The organism is Mycobacterium sp. SMC-17 (assembly GCF_045310915.1).
Taxonomy (GTDB): domain Bacteria; phylum Actinomycetota; class Actinomycetes; order Mycobacteriales; family Mycobacteriaceae; genus Mycobacterium.
This window is the reverse complement of record NZ_JBJIAK010000017.1, coordinates 100,331-114,120: the sequence shown is the minus strand read 5'-3', so window position 1 is coordinate 114,120 and position 13,790 is coordinate 100,331. Positions and strand designations below refer to the sequence as shown.

The window sequence follows — 13,790 nt, the reverse complement described above, 5'->3', positions numbered from 1 at the left end:
GTGGGAGGGTCATCACCAGCGGCGAACGAGCAAGGTCATCCTCGCCCGAACGGGTTGAACACAATCAATGTCGGTGGTCGCCGATATCGTGCGCAGCATGAAGCTTGTGTCCACCCGCATCATCACCGCCGACGTCCCGAGCCTGGTCGGCTTCTATGAATTGGTGACCGGGGCCGAGGCGGTCTGGGCCAATGAACTGTTCGCGGAGATCCCCACGCCGGTGGGCACTTTGGCGATCGGCAGCGACAAGACCGTGCCCTTGTTCGGGGCGGGTTCCGCCGAGCCGGCGGCCAACCGGAGCACCATCATCGAGTTCATCGTGGATGACGTCGACGCGGAGTACGAACGGCTGCGAAGCCGGTTGGACGAGGTCGTCACCGAGCCCACCACGATGCCATGGGGTAACCGGTCGCTGTTGTTCCGCGATCCCGACGGCAACCTCGTCAACCTCTTCACGCCGGTGAGAGACGATGCCAAGGCCAAATTCGGGGCGTAGTAGCTGATATGCGGCATAGCATCTGCTGGTGAGCTTCGTCGTCTCGCCGGACGCGTACGGCCGCTACATGGGCCGATACGCCGAGCCGCTCGCGGACGTCTTCGCCGCCTTCGCCGGGATCACGGCCGGAGCGAAGGTGCTCGACGTCGGCAGCGGACCCGGCGCGCTGACAGCGCGGCTGCTGGCGACGGGCGCCGAGGTTGCGGCCATCGATCCGTCGCCGCCGTTCGTCGATGCGATCCAGGCGCGGTTCCCCGGGCTCGACGCCCGCCTCGGGACCGCTGAGGAACTGCCTTACGACACTGCGACTTTCGACGCCGCGCTCGCCCAACTGGTGGTGCATTTCATGACCGATCCCGTCGCCGGCATCGGGCAGATGGCGCGGGTGACCCGGCCCGGGGGCGTCGTCGCGGCGTGCGCGTGGGACGGCCCGACGGGTGCGCTGGCACCGTTCTGGGACGCCGTCCACGTGATCGACCCCGACGCACAGGACGAGGCGTTGCTATCTGGCGCGCACAGAGGCCACCTCACCGAGATCTTCGACGCCGCCGGGCTACGCAACGTGACAGAGGATGCCATCGCCATCGACGTGCTGCACCCGAGCTTCGAGGAGTGGTGGGAGCCGTACACGTTCGGTGTCGGACCGGCCGGGGACTACGTCCAGCGCCTCGATGACGAGGGGCGCGGCATGCTGAAAACCGTTGCGCGCGAACGTCTTGGCGACGGACCGTTCACCGTGACGGCCACGGCGTGGGCGGCGCGCGGCACCGTCTGATCCCGTCACGAAATGCCGAGTGCCGCGGCGACCAGATGCCAGAGCCGTTCGGCGGCAAGATCGGGATCGGCACGCGGTGTGGCCCGGAGCTGTTGGGCGATGCTGTGCCGCAGTCCGCCGATGACGAACGCCCCGGCGCTGTCCGCGTCGATGTCGTCGGGCAAGTCACCGTCGTGCTGCCCGCGGCGGATGTTGTCGGCCGCTGCCTCGCTCATCGTCTGCAGATGAACCGCTTCGAGTTCGGCGAGTTCGGGGTCCAGCGTCGCGCGGCCGAGCAGGATCGGCGCCAGCTCATCGTCGAAGTGGTAGACGACGAAACGGCGGGTGCGCTCGCGCTCCCGGACTCCCCAGTCGGCGTCGACGGGTAGGTGCACGTCGGCGATGGCATGGCGCAGCCCGTGATAGAAGTCGTCGTAAACCGCTGCGAGAAGCCCACTTTTGGAACCGAAGTGGTGATAGAGGGCGCCGGTGCTGAGCTGCGCCCGGCGGGTCAGTGCGCTCAGTTCGAGCACGCCGTTGCCGCGCACCAGTTCGTCGCGCGCGGCGGTCAGAAGTTGTTGACGTCCGATCGGGGCACGTGCCATAGTCCAAAACATAACAGAACTCGGTTATGTTTCGGCGGGAGTGGAGCAATGAGCACTGAAGTGTCATCGCTGGCGGACTTGAGCGGCGACCTGGCCGGCACCTATCGCCGGACCGAAAGCAGCGGCGCGACCGTCGACCCCGCGATCGTCGATGCCGATATCGCCACGATGACGCGCGACGGCTACGTGATCCTGCCCGATCTGCTCAGTGCGACCCAGCTGGACGAGATCCGCGCCGCCGTGACGCCGATGCTGGATCGACACGGCCGCAACGGTTTTGAGGGACGGTCGACGCAGCGCATCTACAGCGTGCTCAACAAGACCGCGGCGTGCGACGTCATCGCCGACCACCCGCGCGTGCTCGCACTGCTGGACCGGATGTTCCTGCCCAACTATCTGCTGTCGATGCTCCAGGTGATCAACATCCTGCCGGGGGAGCAGGCGCAGATGCTGCACACCGACGACGGCTTCTACCCGCTGCCGCGGCCCCGTGCCCCGTTGGGCGCGGCGACCATCTGGGCCATCGACGATTTCACCGCCGACAACGGTGCCACCGACGTCGTGCCCGGCAGCCAGCTCTGGGGCGACCGGCTGCCCGGCGACGACGTCGAGCGCCGGCCCGTGGTGATGAAAGCCGGGTCCTGCGTGTTCTTTCCGGGCACGCTGTGGCACGGCGGCGGGGCGAACCGCACCGACCTTCCGCGGCTGGCGGTCACCGCCCAATACTGCGAGCCGTGGCTCCGGCCTCAGGAGGCATTCACGTTGTCGATGACCCGCGACACCGTCCGCCGGGTATCGGAAGACATACGCCGCATGCTCGGCTACAGCATTCACCCGCCCTTCATCGGGCAGGTGGACGGCATGCACCCGAAGCGGCTGCTGGAGATCGCCGGCGATCAGTACGCCTGATCGTCGACGATCAGGCGGATCAGTACGGCACGTCGGTGGCGCCGGCGGAGGTGTCCTTCTCGTCGTGATTCGACTCGTGGAACCCGAAGTCGTACGGGTTCGGGCCCTGCTGCGGCAGGTCGAATTCGTCACCGCCGTAGGGGACGTCGGGGTCCGGGTCGGCTCCCGCCATCGGAGCGAGACTTACGGCGCCGCCGATCGCGGCCGCTGCAATCCATGGTGCAACCAGCGCGATTTTCTTTCGCATGCCGCCTCCTGTGAGCTGCCCGTTTGCTGGGAATTTGCGCACAAATGCTAGTCGCCTATTGACTTCATTGACGGCGATTGAGTTTATTGGCCGGCTTTCCGGGCGGACATGTCAGGCCAGGATTTCGATCTCGTCGCCCAAGTGGTAGCCCGGCGTCAACGACAGCGAATCACCACTCCAGAACGACCCCGGATCGAAATAGTTCTCGCGTTTCTCGGTGACCAGCAGTCCCATTTCCTCGTAGGTGATGGCCACTGTCTCGGCGCAATACGCGGTCTCGAGCCCGGCTGCCCGCCGGCGGTTCTTGTCCTTCTCGGCGGATTCGCGAACCTTACGATGTACCAACGGAATTCCGCGTGTGTAGTCGCTGACCACCGGCGCCCGGCCACGGAACCACCGGCCCGTCAACCGCGCGGTGGTGGGGAACGCGGTGCCGTCCATGCGGGCCACCACTTTCAATGCCAGGTCTTCCTGCTCGCGGGTGGCGTACGGCGTCAGCTGTCGCAGCCAGCACCGCTGCCCGTACACGTACACCCACCGTTCGACAGCGGCCCGCAGATCGTTGAGTTGCACGCCGCGGTGGTGGCTGCCGCTCCACAGGCATTCGAGTTTGTCGCCGAGTTCGGCGTGCCAGATCAGCGGCGGCAGGTCGTCGATGGCGACCGTCATGCCGACATGGTTCACGGGCGCGTTGGTGAGCGTCTGGATGGCGCGGTCGGGCTTGGAAGCCCCACGGAACAACCAGATGTCGCCGGTCCGGGTTTCGGCCAGCGCTCGCTCCAATGTCACCGCGTTACCAGTCATCTGGGCAGCTTAGACATTCCCCGGCGCTTCGCTCGGCCATAATCACTGCATGCGTGGCGTGTGGAAGTGGGTTGGCCTGGCCGGTGTCGCGGGCGTGGTCGCCGGTGGCGTGTTGGTCGCGCGCGATCAGCGCAACCGCGAGTCATATACGGCCGACGATATTCGCGCCCGGCTGCATCAGCGGCTGGCCGAATCCGGTGGGAGCCAGCCCACGGCATAGAGCCGGTGGTCCCCGGCGAAGCCCTTCAGCTCCGCCACCCGGCCGCCGTCGAAGGTGATGTCCGCGCAGGAAGCCGAGGCGGACAAGGCATCTCGCACGGCCTTGCTCACGAGCACCTCGCCGCCGTCGGCCTGACTCGCCACCCGCGCGGCCATGGCGACGTTGCGGCCGAACAGATCGTCGCCCCGGCGCACCGACTTGCCGGTGTGAATCCCGATCCGGACCCGGACGCCACCCGGCGCCTTCGCCAATTGCTGCTGCATGTCGATGCTGCAGCGCACGGCCTGCTCGGGCTCGGCGAAGGCGATCATGAATCCGTCGCCCTGACTCTTCACGACCAGCCCCGACTGCTTCTTGACGCACCGGCCGACCAACTTGTCGTGATGGTCGATCAGGCGCACCCAGGCCCGGTCACCCATGCGCTCGTTGAGGGCCGTCGACCCTTCGATGTCCGAGAACATGATCGCGACGCGGCCAGTCGGTGCCAACTTGGCCAGGTCCGGCCGCTCCACCTCGGCCCAGCCGGCGAGCTCCTCGATCGATGACCACATCGCGCCGCCGAAGCCCTCTTTGTTGATGAGGTTGGCGGTCTGCCACATCGTCTTCACCGCGGCGCGGCCGCCGGCCAGCAGCAGATTGGTGCGGGGTTCGGACGGTGCGCGCAGCTCCTCGATCTCCTGCCGCGCGGCCCGCAGCCGGGCGCGCGTCACCCGCAACACGATGGTCTCGACGACGACCACCACGGCGAGCACACAGATGGCGATCAGCGAGATCGTCGATACCGTCACCGCTCAAGTATCGAGGCGACGAGCCCCGATCGGGTCATTGACGGACGAACTGCACCACCGCGTCGGTGAACGCGTCGTTGTCGTCGCCGGCGGCGGTGTGCCCGGCATCGGACAGCTCGACGAACTGGGCGCCTGGCACCTTCTGCAGGAAGTCCTGCACGCCTTCGGTGCTGACCACGTCGGAGAGCTTGCCGCGGATCAGCAGGATCGGGATCTCGAGGTTGATCGCCGCGTGCTCGAGCATCTCGGCGCGCTCGAACGGGTCGTCGCCGGGCGCGGTCAGGAAGGCCGGGTCCCAGTGCCAGAACCACTTGCCGTCGCGCAGCCGCAGGTTCTTCTTGAGGCCTTCGACGCTGCGCGGCCGGGTGCGGTGCGGCAGGTACGCCGCGACGGCGTCGGCGGCCTCTTCGAGCGAGGCGAAGCCGTCGATGCCGCTGAACATGAAGTCCCGGATGCGGGCGCTGCCGCTCTTCTCGAATCGCGGCACGACGTCGACCAGGACCAGTTTGGTGACCAGTTCGGGCCCGGCTTCATGCGCGACCGGCAGGCTGGTCAGCCCGCCCATGCTGGCGCCGATCAGCGCCACCGGCCGGCCGATCTGATAGATCACCTGCAGGGTGTCGCCGGTCAGCGTCTCGAGCGAGTAGTTCGCGGTGGGGGAGCGGTCGCTGTCGCCGTGCCCACGGCTGTCCAGCGCGATGACGTGGAAGCCGGCGTTCGCGAGAATCTGGCCGGTGTTCTTCCAGGAGTGCCGGTTCTGCCCGCCACCGTGCAACATCAGGATGGTGGGCTTGTCCGCGGCGGCATCCGCGTCGCGGTTCCACTCGTCGGCGACCAGGGTCAGTTCGTCGATACCGCGGAATCGCACCGTTTGTGGACCGTTGCCGCCATCGGCCGGGGAAGTGCGTTCGTCGGTGCTCACTGGGAATCCTCTCGTCACTTCTCCTGCACGTTACCGAGCTGTGCTAACTGAACCGAACGGGACCCTCGTCACCCCACGGTCTCTAGACTCGGCCGAGGTGTCGCGCGTCCGGCCGGGCGCGCGGCGAGAGGAAGGCATATGGCTGACGAGCACGGGCGGCACAGGAATCCCGACGAGGTGGACGACGACGACACGAGCGCCCCGGACGAGACCCCGGATGCCGACGACGACGCACCGGCCATCTCCGACGAGGACGCCCTCGCCTTCCTGAAACCGACTGCACCCCAACGGGATAAGCGGGTGATCGTGGCACTGGTCGTGGGAGTGCTGGTGGTCGGCGCGCTGGGTGCGCTGGTGGCCTGGCTCGGTCAGCGTGAGCTGCAGTTGCGTCGCGACGACGCCCTGCATCAGATGTACCTGACCGCCGGAAAACAGGTTGCGGTGAATCTCACGACCATCGACTACCGGCACGTCGACGACGACATCAAGCGGGCGCTGGACACCTCGACCGGCGCCTATTTCGACGACTTCAAACAGCGTTCGGTGGCTGTGGTGGACTCGGTGAAACAGCAGCAGTCGGCGTCGGTCGGCACCGTCACCGAGGCCGGCGTGGAGTCGGCGAACGACACCAGCGGCGTGGTCCTGGTCGCGGTGAAGGTGCACACCGAGGTCGGCAGCGGGCCGCCGCAACGCGACCGCTACTGGCGCGTGCGGCTGACGATGCAGAAGGTGGGCGACAGCGCCAAGGCATCGAAGGTGGAGCCGATCCAATGAGCAAGCACGAAATGGACGAACCTGACGAGCCGGCCGACGCGGAGGCCGAGTCGACGGAGGCGGAACCGGATGCGGCTGAGGCTGTCGAGACAGCGTCGGCGGCGCCCAATGCTGCTGTGCGGCAAGTGAACCCGCACCGGGTCGGTGGCATCGAGTGGGCGCGGGTGACGGCGTACCGGGTCCTGCCGGTGCTGGCCCTGGTGCTCGTGATCGCGGCCGGCGGACTGTGGTATCTGACCACCAAGCACAGCAATGACGCCCAGCGGGCCGCCGTGATCAAGCTGGCCAGCGACGGCACGGTCACCCTGCTGTCGTACCAGCCGGACACGGTCCGTCAGCAACTGACGGACGCACGCAAGCTGCTCACCACACCGTTCCTGGACGAGTACACGACACTGACCAAGTCGGTGATCCCCGGCGCCGAACAGCGGCACATCGCGGCGGCGACGTCGGTGCCCGCCGCCGCCGCGGTCTCGGTCGAGGAGAACCATGCCGTGGTGCTGGTGTTCGTCAACCAGACGGTTCGCGTCGGTGACCAGCCGCCGACCAGCACCCCGACCAGCGCGCGAGTGACCCTGGAACGACTGGGGGGCCAGTGGCTGATCGCCAAGTTCGAGCCGGTGTGATGGTCGTGATTTGTGCACGATTTTCCGCGGTGGGCGCGGATTTTCGTGCACAAATCCCAGGGTGGTGGACGTGACCCGGATGGCGGCGGCCGACGCCCAGAGTTTCTGGATGTCGGCGAAAATCCCCAACGACATGTTCCTGGTGTGCGGGTTCGACGGCGTGCCCGCTGACCTGGACGCCGCGCTGGCGGCGGTGCGCCGCAATGTCTCGGCGTGCCCAGAGTTGTTGGTACGCATCGACGATTCGCATTCCTGGCGCTATCCGTCCTGGGTGCGGTGCGATGCCCCGCAGATCGTCGTGCACGAACCCGGGGACGCCACCTGGTCCGGGTGCCTGAGCTCCGTGTGCGCGCTGGCTGCGAGTGACCAGCTCGACGCGACCGTGCAGGCATGGCGACTGCACGTCTTCGCCGGCGTCGCCGGGATACCGGAGACGACGGGACCCGGCACCGTCGTCGTCGTGCAGATGTCGCACGCCCTCGCCGACGGGCAGCGCGCGACGGCCCTCATGGGGCGCATCTTCGGCCGGGACCAGCCGGTGCCTGCCGTGGTCGAGTCGCGGCTGGGGACATGGGCGCTGCCGTACCTGGCGTGGCGCGCCAGTGCCGCCCACCGGCAACTCGTGCGGGACACCGAGTCGGGTGCTGTTGCCCCACCGGCGGATTCGTGGCCGGTGCAGCCGACCAACAACGCGCCGGCGGGCCCCGACACATTGCGGACGGTGGTGCGTCACCGTACGCATCTGCCCGGGCCGACGGTGACGATCGGCGTACTGGCGGCCATCTCCGAGGCACTGGCGGCCGAGCTGGGTGGGATCACCGCGCTCGGGGCCGAGGTGCCGATGGCCAAGACGGGGGCCCGCCGGGCGTACAACCACTACGGCAACGTCGGCGTGGCCCTGCGCCCGGATTTGCCCTTTCATGAGCGGGCGGTCCGGATCGAGTCGGAACTCGCCATGCGACGGCAGCGGTTCGAGCATCCTTCTGCCGCGACGAGCGATGCCGCCACCGCAGCGGTGCCGGCGCGGCTGCTGCGTTGGGGCACCGCGCAATTCGACGTGCACGCGCGGTCCACGACGGCCACCGGGAACACCGTGGTCTCGAGCGTCAACCGCGGCGCGGCCGATCTGACATTCGGCGGCTGCCCGGTGGTGCTGACCACCGCATGTCCGGCGCTGTCGCCGATGATGGGGTTGACGCACGGCGTGCACGGCATCGGGGACACCGTCACGATCAGCGTGCATGCGTCCCCGTCGGCCTTACCGGATGTCGATTCGTATGTGGAACGGTTGTCAGCGGTCCTGGACGCCGCGGGCTAGATTCATCGCGTGACTGCTTACGCGTTCTCGATTCTGTTGCTGCGGGTGGTGCTCGGTCTGACCATGGCCGCGCACGGGTACAACAAGTTCTTCGGTGGTGGCCGCATCCCGGGTACCGCCGCCTGGTTCGACAGCATCGGTATGAAGCCCGGCATGCTGCATGCCCGCCTGGCTGCCGGCACCGAAATCCTTGCGGGCCTGGGTCTCGCGGTCGGCTTCCTGACGCCGATCCCCGCCGCGGGATTCGTGGCGCTGATGGTGGTGGCGGCCTGGACGGTGCACCGCGAAAACGGCTTCTTCATCGTGAAATCCGGCTGGGAGTACAACCTGGTGCTGGGCGTCGCGGCCGTGGCGATCGCGGGCACCGGTGCGGGCCGCTACAGCCTGGACTGCCTGCTCTTCCACAACACCGGCTTCTATCACCTGCTGCACGGCTGGTGCGGGCTGGCGATCGCCGTCGGACTCGGGCTCGCCGGTGGCATCGGGCAGTTGCTGATCTTCTTCCGTCCGCCCGCCAAGGCCTGAGCACCTGTCGTTGGCCCGGGGCGCGGGTTTCTCGAATGCCGGCGACCTGGCTACCGGACGAACTGAGGGGATCTGATTCCGTCAGACTAGAACACGTTCTAGTCTGACGGGCATGGGTTTTCTCACGCAGGACACTCCTGTCATCGACTTCGAGGAGTGGAACAAGGGCAGCCGCGCGCAGAAGATCGTCCCCATGGCCCGGCACTGGGCCGAGACGGGCTTCGGCACTCCCGTGGCACTGCACCTGTTCTACGTCGTCAAGATCTGCCTCTACATCTTGGGTGGCTGGCTGATCGCGTTGTCCACCAAGGGGATCGACGGGTTCACGAACGTCGCGGCGTGGTGGACCGAGCCGATCGTCTTCGAGAAGGTCGTGCTGTACACGATGCTGTTCGAGGTCATCGGCCTCGGCTGCGGGTTCGGCCCGCTGAACAACCGCTTCTTCCCGCCGATGGGCTCGATTCTGTACTGGCTGCGGCCGAAGACCATTCGTCTGCCGCCGTGGCCCGGCCGCATCCCGCTGACGCGTGGTGATGCCCGGACCCCTGTTGATGTGCTGCTCTACGGCGCGCTGCTCGTCCTGCTCGTCGTCGCCCTGTGCGCCGACGGTACCGGTCCCGTCCTGCCCGGCGCGCACGTCGGCGTGCTCCCGATGTGGCACATCTGGGCCATCCTCGGCGTGCTCGCCCTGGCCGGCCTGCGCGACAAGGTGATCTTCCTGGCCGCGCGCGGCGAGGTGTACGGCTCGTTCACCGTCGCCTTCCTGTTCGCCGGCTACGGCGTCGACCTGATCATCGCCGCCAAGCTCGTGTGCATGGTGATCTGGCTGGGCGCCGCGACGTCGAAACTCAACCACCACTTCCCGTTCGTCATTTCCACGATGATGAGCAACAACCCCGTCCTGCGGCCGAAGTTCATCAAGCGCGCGTTCTTCGAACACTTCCCGGACGACCTGCGCCCCGGCCGCCCGTCACGCTTCATGGCGCACTTCAGCACCTTCATCGAGGGCGCGGTACCGCTCGCGCTGTTCTTCAGCCACGGCGGCTGGCCGACGTACCTCGCCGCGTTCGTCATGCTGTGCTTCCACTTCGGCATCCTGTCGGCGATCCCGATGGGCGTGCCGCTGGAGTGGAACGTCTTCATGATGTTCTGCGTCGTGACGCTGTTCGTCGGGCACGCCGACATCGGCATCACCGACCTGACGTCGCCGTGGCCGCTGGTGCTGTTCGCGGTCGTCGCGGGCACCGTCGTCATCGGAAACCTGTTCCCGCGCAAGGTCTCTTTCCTGCCGGGCATGCGGTACTACGCCGGCAACTGGGACACGTCGCTGTGGTGCATCAAGCCGTCGGCTTCGGAGAAGATCGAGAAGAACATCGTCGCGATCGCCAGCATGCCCGCGACCCAGATGGAGCGGTATTACGGCAGCCCCGAGAACGCGCAGATGTATCTGTACATGGGCTATGCGTTCCGCGCCTTCAACACGCACGGCCGCGCGCTGTTCACGCTCGCGCACCGCGCGATGGCCGGGCTGGACGAGGCCGACTACACCCTGACCGACGGCGAGCGGATCGTCTCGACCGCCATCGGCTGGAACTTCGGTGACGGCCACATGTCCAATGAACAGCTCGTCGCGGCGCTGCAGGAGCGCTGCCATTTCGAGCCCGGTGAGGTGCGGATCGTCATGCTCGACGCACAGCCCATCCACCAGCAGACGCAGCAGTACCGCTTGGTCGACGCTGCCACCGGCGAGTTCGAGCGCGGTTACGTGAAGGTGCGCGACATGGTGACCCGCCAGCCGTGGGCCGACGATGTCCCCGTGTACGGCGTCACTAACGCATGACGTCGCGGACCTTGACGTCCTCCATGCCCGCGAACAGCAGGCCGTTGGCGACGTCGAGGTGCTTGCGCCAATGCGCTTCGGCCGCAGCGGCGTTGCCGGAGCGCATGAGCGTCATCAGCCGCCGGTAGGACCGCATCAGGATGTCGTAGTCCGACTTCGACATCGGCCGGTTCTCCCGCATCGCGAAAGCGATGTGGCGGACGGTGATCTCGTGCAGCATGCCGGCGACGATGGCCAGCGTCGCGTTGCCGGACAGCTCGACCATGCGCTGGTGGAAGTCGCCGGTGGTCTCGGCCATGCGGCCGGTCTCGTAGCCGGACGGGACGTACTCGGCCAGCATGGTGTCGAGCTCGTCGAACGCCTCGGTGTTGCCCTGCTCGGTCAGCAGCCGTACGACGGTGGGTTCGATGCCGGCGCGGGCAGTGGTCACGTCGGAGATGGTCGCGCCAGAGAGCTCCAGCAGCAGGCCCGCCGGGCGCGCGACGATCTCGGGTCCGGGCACGCGGACGCGGGCGCCGGTGCGCGACCCACGTCGCACCTCGACCAGGCGCTCGGATTCCAGCACGCGCACGGCCTCGCGCAGGGTCGGGCGGCTGACTCCGAAGTGGGCCATCAGCTCGGCCTCGTTGGGCAGGAAGTCGCCTTCTTTGAGCTGGCCGTCGACGACCATGCGGCGCAGGGTGCCGGCCACCAGTTCCGCGGTTTTGGGGGAGCGGATGGGGCCGCTGGCCGAGGATGGCACAGTACGTGGGTCGATCATCGGCGACAACGGCGGAGTCTGCGCCATCTGGGCCCTCCTTGAACCGATTGTCTTGGCCTCCTGTTAGGCAACTCAGTAAACCATGTGAACGGGCGGCGGCCTGGCATTCAGCCGGCATTCGCGGAAATGGCGTCTGCCTACCAACTAGTAGGTTGACCTAGTAAACCTTCTGTTCTATGTTCGCAGATGTGGGCGCCTTTACAGGTGTCAATCCCGGGTCGATATTCAACGTTGAAGGAGAAGTCCGTGGCTGAAGCAGTCATCGTCGAGGCGGTCCGCTCGCCCATCGGGAAGCGCAACGGCGCCCTGTCGGGTGTCCATCCGGCGGAGCTCTCGGCTCAGGTGCTGAACGCCCTGGTGCAGCGCGCCGGCGTCGACCCGGCGCTGGTCGACGACGTGATCTGGGGCTGCGTCATGCAGGCCGGAGAGCAGGCGCTCGACATCGCCCGCACCGCGGTCCTGACCGCCGGCTGGCCCGAGACCGTTCCCGGTGTCACCGTCGACCGCCAGTGCGGCTCCAGCCAGCAGTCGGTGCACTTCGCCGCCGCCGGTGTGGTCGCCGGCCACTACGACGTCGTCGTCGCCGGCGGTGTCGAATCGATGTCGCGCACGCCGATGGGCTCGTCGCTTGCCAACGGCGGACACCCGTACCCGGAGGCGTTCCGCGCCCGCTACGACGGCCAGTCACCCAACCAGGGCACGGGCGCCGAGATGATGGCCGCGAAGTGGGGCCTGTCGCGCACCCAGCTCGACGAGTTCTCGCTGCGGTCGCACGAAAAGGCCGCTGCCGCACAGGATGCCGGCGCCTTCAAGGACCAGATCGTGGCGATCAAGGACCAGGATGGCAACATCGTCACCGAAGACGGCGGCATCCGCCGCGGCGGCACCGTCGAGTCCATGGCCGCCATCAAGCCGGCGTTCAAGGAAGACGGTGTCATCCACGCCGGCAACTCCTCTCAGATCTCCGACGGCTCGGCCGCGCTGCTGATCATGTCGGCCGAGAAGGCAAAAGAGCTGGGGCTCAAGCCTCTTGCCCGTCTGCACACCGGTGTCCTGGCCGGTGCCGACCCGGTGATGATGCTGAGCGCCCCGATCCCCGCCACGCAGAAGGCGTTGGCGAAGTCCGGCCTGAGCGTCAACGACATCGGGGTTTTCGAGGTCAACGAGGCCTTCGCCCCCGTTCCGATGGCCTGGCTCAAGGACATCGGCGCCGACGAGAACCGCCTGAACCCGAACGGTGGCGCCATCGCCCTCGGCCACCCGCTCGGCGGTTCCGGCGCCCGCATCATGACGACCCTGCTGCACCACATGCGGGACAACGGAATTCAGTACGGTTTCCAGACCATGTGTGAAGGTGGCGGCCAGGCCAACGCGACCATCCTGGAACTGCTGTGACCGCGGTGTCCGCCGAACCCGGAGCCCTCTCCGAACGGCGGGGCAACGTTCTGCTGATCACCATCAACCGGCCCGACGCCCGCAACGCGGTGAACCAGGCCGTGAGCATCGGTGTCGGCGACGCCCTGCAGGCCGCGCAGGACGATCCCGAGATCCGGGCCGTCGTCATCACCGGCTCCGGCGACAAATCCTTCTGTGCCGGTGCGGATCTCAAGGCACTCTCGCGCGGCGAGAACCTCTTCCACCCCGACCACACGGACTGGGGCTTCGCCGGCTACGTCAGCCACTTCATCGACAAACCCACCATCGCGGCCGTCAACGGCACCGCGCTGGGCGGCGGCTCGGAACTGGCGCTGGCGAGCGACCTCGTGGTCGCCGAGGAGAGCGCGAAATTCGGCCTGCCGGAAGTGAAGCGGGGACTGATCGCCGGTGCCGGCGGCGTGTTCCGGATCGTCGACCAGCTGCCGCGCAAGGTGGCACTGGAGCTGCTGTTCACCGGTGAGCCCATGACATCGGCCGATGCCCTGCGCTGGGGCCTGATCAACCAGGTGGTCCCGGACGGCACCGTCGTCGACGCGGCTTTGGCTCTGGCGGAACGGATCACGTCCAACGCACCATTGGCGGTGCAGGCGAGCAAGCGCGTGGCGTACGGCGCCGACGACGGCGTCGTGACCGCGGAGAAGGACGGCTGGCGGCGCACCAACCGGGAGTTCGTGACCCTGCTGCAGTCCGAGGACGCGAAGGAAGGCCCGCTGGCGTTCGCGCAGAAACGTCAGCCTGTATGGAAAGCCAAGTGACGGAGAAGAA

Annotated in this window: 16 protein-coding genes; 10 read left to right on the top strand and 6 right to left on the bottom strand. The window is 67.3% G+C overall.

The genetic code is table 11. The features are described 5' to 3' along the window. The first annotated feature begins 97 nt into the window (after positions 1 to 97). Both ACJH7A_RS13675 and ACJH7A_RS13670 read left to right on the top strand, forming a co-directional pair. Positions 98 to 496: a VOC family protein gene (locus ACJH7A_RS13675; protein ID WP_064858229.1), complete on the top strand. Its 399-nt coding sequence runs from the start codon at positions 98 to 100 to the stop codon at positions 494 to 496. Positions 497 to 524: 28 nt separating this feature from the next. Continuing rightward, positions 525 to 1,271 carry a class I SAM-dependent methyltransferase gene (locus ACJH7A_RS13670; protein WP_135356689.1) on the top strand — a complete coding sequence of 249 codons (747 nt, stop codon included), beginning with the start codon at positions 525 to 527 and terminating at the stop codon, positions 1,269 to 1,271. Between the two features lie 5 nt (positions 1,272 to 1,276). On the opposite strand, the gene ACJH7A_RS13665 is transcribed toward ACJH7A_RS13670, so the two are convergent. Then, complete coding sequence (locus ACJH7A_RS13665) at positions 1,277 to 1,855, bottom strand: TetR/AcrR family transcriptional regulator (protein WP_073698296.1); 579 nt, start codon at positions 1,853 to 1,855, stop codon at positions 1,277 to 1,279. Positions 1,856 to 1,903: 48 nt separating this feature from the next. Between ACJH7A_RS13665 and ACJH7A_RS13660 the strand changes: the two genes are divergently transcribed. Further along, complete coding sequence (locus tag ACJH7A_RS13660) at positions 1,904 to 2,764, top strand: phytanoyl-CoA dioxygenase family protein (protein ID WP_406802134.1); 861 nt, start codon at positions 1,904 to 1,906, stop codon at positions 2,762 to 2,764. A gap of 19 nt (positions 2,765 to 2,783) precedes the next feature. Here the strand turns inward: ACJH7A_RS13660 and ACJH7A_RS13655 are convergent, their stop codons facing one another. From ACJH7A_RS13655 to ACJH7A_RS13640, 4 genes are all read right to left on the bottom strand, one after another. Further along, complete coding sequence (locus ACJH7A_RS13655) at positions 2,784 to 3,011, bottom strand: hypothetical protein (protein ID WP_135356691.1); 228 nt, start codon at positions 3,009 to 3,011, stop codon at positions 2,784 to 2,786. A gap of 111 nt (positions 3,012 to 3,122) precedes the next feature. Next, positions 3,123 to 3,815, bottom strand: coding sequence for a guanylate cyclase (locus ACJH7A_RS13650; protein ID WP_167838047.1), 693 nt, complete (start codon positions 3,813 to 3,815; stop codon positions 3,123 to 3,125). A gap of 177 nt (positions 3,816 to 3,992) precedes the next feature. Beyond that, positions 3,993 to 4,823, bottom strand: a complete 831-nt coding sequence (locus tag ACJH7A_RS13645; RefSeq protein WP_020099254.1) for an adenylate/guanylate cyclase domain-containing protein — start codon at positions 4,821 to 4,823, stop codon at positions 3,993 to 3,995. A 34-nt stretch (positions 4,824 to 4,857) separates the two neighbouring features. After that, positions 4,858 to 5,745: an alpha/beta fold hydrolase gene (locus ACJH7A_RS13640; RefSeq protein ID WP_064980910.1), complete on the bottom strand. Its 888-nt coding sequence runs from the start codon at positions 5,743 to 5,745 to the stop codon at positions 4,858 to 4,860. A gap of 138 nt (positions 5,746 to 5,883) precedes the next feature. Here ACJH7A_RS13640 and ACJH7A_RS13635 point away from each other — a divergent pair, with 138 nt between their 5' ends. The 5 genes from ACJH7A_RS13635 to ACJH7A_RS13615 all read left to right on the top strand — a co-directional run bounded on the left by ACJH7A_RS13635 (position 5,884) and on the right by ACJH7A_RS13615 (position 10,828). Then, positions 5,884 to 6,519, top strand: coding sequence for an Mce protein (locus tag ACJH7A_RS13635; protein WP_406802133.1), 636 nt, complete (start codon positions 5,884 to 5,886; stop codon positions 6,517 to 6,519). After that, positions 6,516 to 7,145 (top strand): hypothetical protein, encoded by a 630-nt coding sequence (locus ACJH7A_RS13630; RefSeq protein ID WP_406802132.1) that lies wholly within the window; start codon positions 6,516 to 6,518, stop codon positions 7,143 to 7,145. The genes ACJH7A_RS13635 and ACJH7A_RS13630 overlap by 4 nt, the downstream gene beginning before the upstream one ends. 79 nt (positions 7,146 to 7,224) lie before the next feature. After that, positions 7,225 to 8,463 (top strand): WS/DGAT domain-containing protein, encoded by a 1,239-nt coding sequence (locus ACJH7A_RS13625; protein ID WP_406802140.1) that lies wholly within the window; start codon positions 7,225 to 7,227, stop codon positions 8,461 to 8,463. Positions 8,464 to 8,472: 9 nt separating this feature from the next. Beyond that, positions 8,473 to 8,988: a DoxX family protein gene (locus tag ACJH7A_RS13620; RefSeq protein ID WP_406802131.1), complete on the top strand. Its 516-nt coding sequence runs from the start codon at positions 8,473 to 8,475 to the stop codon at positions 8,986 to 8,988. Between the two features lie 112 nt (positions 8,989 to 9,100). After that, positions 9,101 to 10,828: a DUF3556 domain-containing protein gene (locus ACJH7A_RS13615; RefSeq protein WP_406802130.1), complete on the top strand. Its 1,728-nt coding sequence runs from the start codon at positions 9,101 to 9,103 to the stop codon at positions 10,826 to 10,828. On the opposite strand, the gene ACJH7A_RS13610 is transcribed toward ACJH7A_RS13615, so the two are convergent. Beyond that, positions 10,818 to 11,615, bottom strand: a complete 798-nt coding sequence (locus tag ACJH7A_RS13610; protein WP_346415175.1) for a GntR family transcriptional regulator — start codon at positions 11,613 to 11,615, stop codon at positions 10,818 to 10,820. The genes ACJH7A_RS13615 and ACJH7A_RS13610 overlap by 11 nt on opposite strands. A gap of 219 nt (positions 11,616 to 11,834) precedes the next feature. Here ACJH7A_RS13610 and ACJH7A_RS13605 point away from each other — a divergent pair, with 219 nt between their 5' ends. Together ACJH7A_RS13605 and ACJH7A_RS13600 are read left to right on the top strand one after the other, a co-directional pair. Then, positions 11,835 to 12,983 carry an acetyl-CoA C-acyltransferase gene (locus ACJH7A_RS13605; protein WP_346415174.1) on the top strand — a complete coding sequence of 383 codons (1,149 nt, stop codon included), beginning with the start codon at positions 11,835 to 11,837 and terminating at the stop codon, positions 12,981 to 12,983. Next, positions 12,980 to 13,780, top strand: coding sequence for a crotonase/enoyl-CoA hydratase family protein (locus tag ACJH7A_RS13600; protein WP_406784207.1), 801 nt, complete (start codon positions 12,980 to 12,982; stop codon positions 13,778 to 13,780). Before ACJH7A_RS13605 ends, ACJH7A_RS13600 begins: the two co-directional genes overlap by 4 nt. Positions 13,781 to 13,790 lie beyond the last annotated feature (10 nt).

What these genes read in the sequence shown, in the direction of transcription:
- ACJH7A_RS13625 (WP_406802140.1), top strand. Translation starts at nt 7,225, where the DNA reads ATGGCGGCGGCCGACGCCCAGAGTTTCTGGATGTCGGCGAAAATCCCC.
- ACJH7A_RS13675 (WP_064858229.1), top strand. Translation starts at nt 98, where the DNA reads ATGAAGCTTGTGTCCACCCGCATCATCACCGCCGACGTCCCGAGCCTG.
- ACJH7A_RS13650 (WP_167838047.1), bottom strand. Translation starts at nt 3,815, where the DNA reads ATGACTGGTAACGCGGTGACATTGGAGCGAGCGCTGGCCGAAACCCGG.
- ACJH7A_RS13635 (WP_406802133.1), top strand. Translation starts at nt 5,884, where the DNA reads ATGGCTGACGAGCACGGGCGGCACAGGAATCCCGACGAGGTGGACGAC.
- ACJH7A_RS13630 (WP_406802132.1), top strand. Translation starts at nt 6,516, where the DNA reads ATGAGCAAGCACGAAATGGACGAACCTGACGAGCCGGCCGACGCGGAG.
- ACJH7A_RS13660 (WP_406802134.1), top strand. Translation starts at nt 1,904, where the DNA reads ATGAGCACTGAAGTGTCATCGCTGGCGGACTTGAGCGGCGACCTGGCC.
- ACJH7A_RS13615 (WP_406802130.1), top strand. Translation starts at nt 9,101, where the DNA reads ATGGGTTTTCTCACGCAGGACACTCCTGTCATCGACTTCGAGGAGTGG.
- ACJH7A_RS13665 (WP_073698296.1), bottom strand. Translation starts at nt 1,855, where the DNA reads ATGGCACGTGCCCCGATCGGACGTCAACAACTTCTGACCGCCGCGCGC.
- ACJH7A_RS13610 (WP_346415175.1), bottom strand. Translation starts at nt 11,615, where the DNA reads ATGGCGCAGACTCCGCCGTTGTCGCCGATGATCGACCCACGTACTGTG.
- ACJH7A_RS13655 (WP_135356691.1), bottom strand. Translation starts at nt 3,011, where the DNA reads ATGCGAAAGAAAATCGCGCTGGTTGCACCATGGATTGCAGCGGCCGCG.